The 1,300-nt window shown below is 44.8% G+C and carries 3 protein-coding genes; 2 read left to right on the forward strand and 1 reads right to left on the reverse strand.

Annotated features, from left to right (window positions below):
* Together ruvX and def are read left to right on the forward strand one after the other, a co-directional pair.
* A partial coding sequence (gene ruvX / locus ABW391_RS21455) for a Holliday junction resolvase RuvX (protein WP_353483969.1) occupies positions 1-327 on the forward strand: 327 nt, incomplete at its 5' end.
* Between the two features lie 4 nt (positions 328-331).
* Positions 332-883 (forward strand): peptide deformylase, encoded by a 552-nt coding sequence (gene def / locus ABW391_RS21460; RefSeq protein ID WP_353483970.1) that lies wholly within the window; start codon positions 332-334, stop codon positions 881-883.
* Positions 884-916: 33 nt separating this feature from the next.
* Here def and ABW391_RS21465 read toward each other — a convergent pair.
* The coding region (locus ABW391_RS21465; protein ID WP_353483971.1) for an RNase H family protein at positions 917-1,300 on the reverse strand (384 nt) is incomplete at its 5' end.

Here is a 1,300-nt window from a genome sequence, read left to right on the forward strand (position 1 = left end):
GTTTCAACCCCTACCCTCTTTGAATTCCTGAAGCAGTACTGTACGGAGGAAGAAGTTGAGGCATTTGTAATCGGTGAACCAAAAAACCTGGACGACACTCCTGCTCAAATCCATCACCTGGTCATGGGATTTGTCAAGCAAATAGAAAAACTTTTTCCTGATAAAAGAGTTATTCTGCGTGACGAACGATTTACGTCAAAAGATGCTGCTCGTTCTATCCTCCAAAGTGTACCCAGCCGAAAAAAACGGCGAGAAAAGGGCTTGGTGGATAAAGTAAGTGCCATCATCATTTTGCAGGAATACCTTGAAAAATACAAATATTCGTAAGACCATGTTGTTACCTATTTATGCCTACGGGCATCCTGTTTTGCGCAAGAAAGCTGAAGAAATTACGCCTGACTATCCCGAGCTTGAAAAACTGATTGCGGATATGTGGGAAACCATGTACCACGCCGAAGGCGTTGGCTTGGCTGCGCCACAAGTTGGTCGACCAATTCGCTTATTTGTTATCGATACCATCCAACTGGAAGAGAAAGGGAAGGATGTAAAAGGATTCAAAACCGTTTTCATCAACGCTGAAAAAATTGAGGAAAAAGGTAAAATATGGGCTTACGAAGAGGGCTGCCTCAGCATCCCCGATATTCGCGGCGATGTGGACCGTTTGGATACTTTAACCCTCCGCTACCTGGATCATAACTTTGAAGAGCATACCCGCACGTTCGACGGCATCAATGCCCGCGTGATTCAACACGAATATGACCACATTGAAGGGGTATTGTTTATTGAATACCTCAAACCCGTCAAAAAAGCCATGATCCGGGGAAGACTGGAAAATATCCGCAAAGGCAAGGTGAAGGTAGATTACAAAATGAGGTTTGCATAAGACATACTGGTAACTTTGTTACGGTCTCGTGCATCATTTTCTGCCAAAATCCGCCGGAATTTCACCCCAATCCTCTGTTTCCCACTTGATCAATTTATTGGAAAAAGTATGGTCTTGCAGCCATTGCTCTGCCCGATCGATAACCTCGTACAGCTCTTCGGTTTTTGTATTTTCTACCAAAGTGGTCTTGCATTTTTTTTGCTTGATCCACTTCATGGCGTTGACCGAATCGGAGTAAATGGGGTAGTTCCAGCCTTTTTTCTGGCACAAGGCCAGGGCGTGTACTAAAGCCAGAAATTCGCCAATGTTGTTGGTGCCCAAGGGAAACTCCTTGTGAAATATTTGCTCTTTCGAATCCGTCCATACGCCCTGGTATTCCATTTTACCGGGATTGCCGCTACACGCTGCATCAACGCT

Origin of the sequence: Haliscomenobacter sp. (genome assembly GCF_040403615.1) — a bacterium.
Taxonomy (GTDB): Bacteria; Bacteroidota; Bacteroidia; order Chitinophagales; family Saprospiraceae; genus Haliscomenobacter.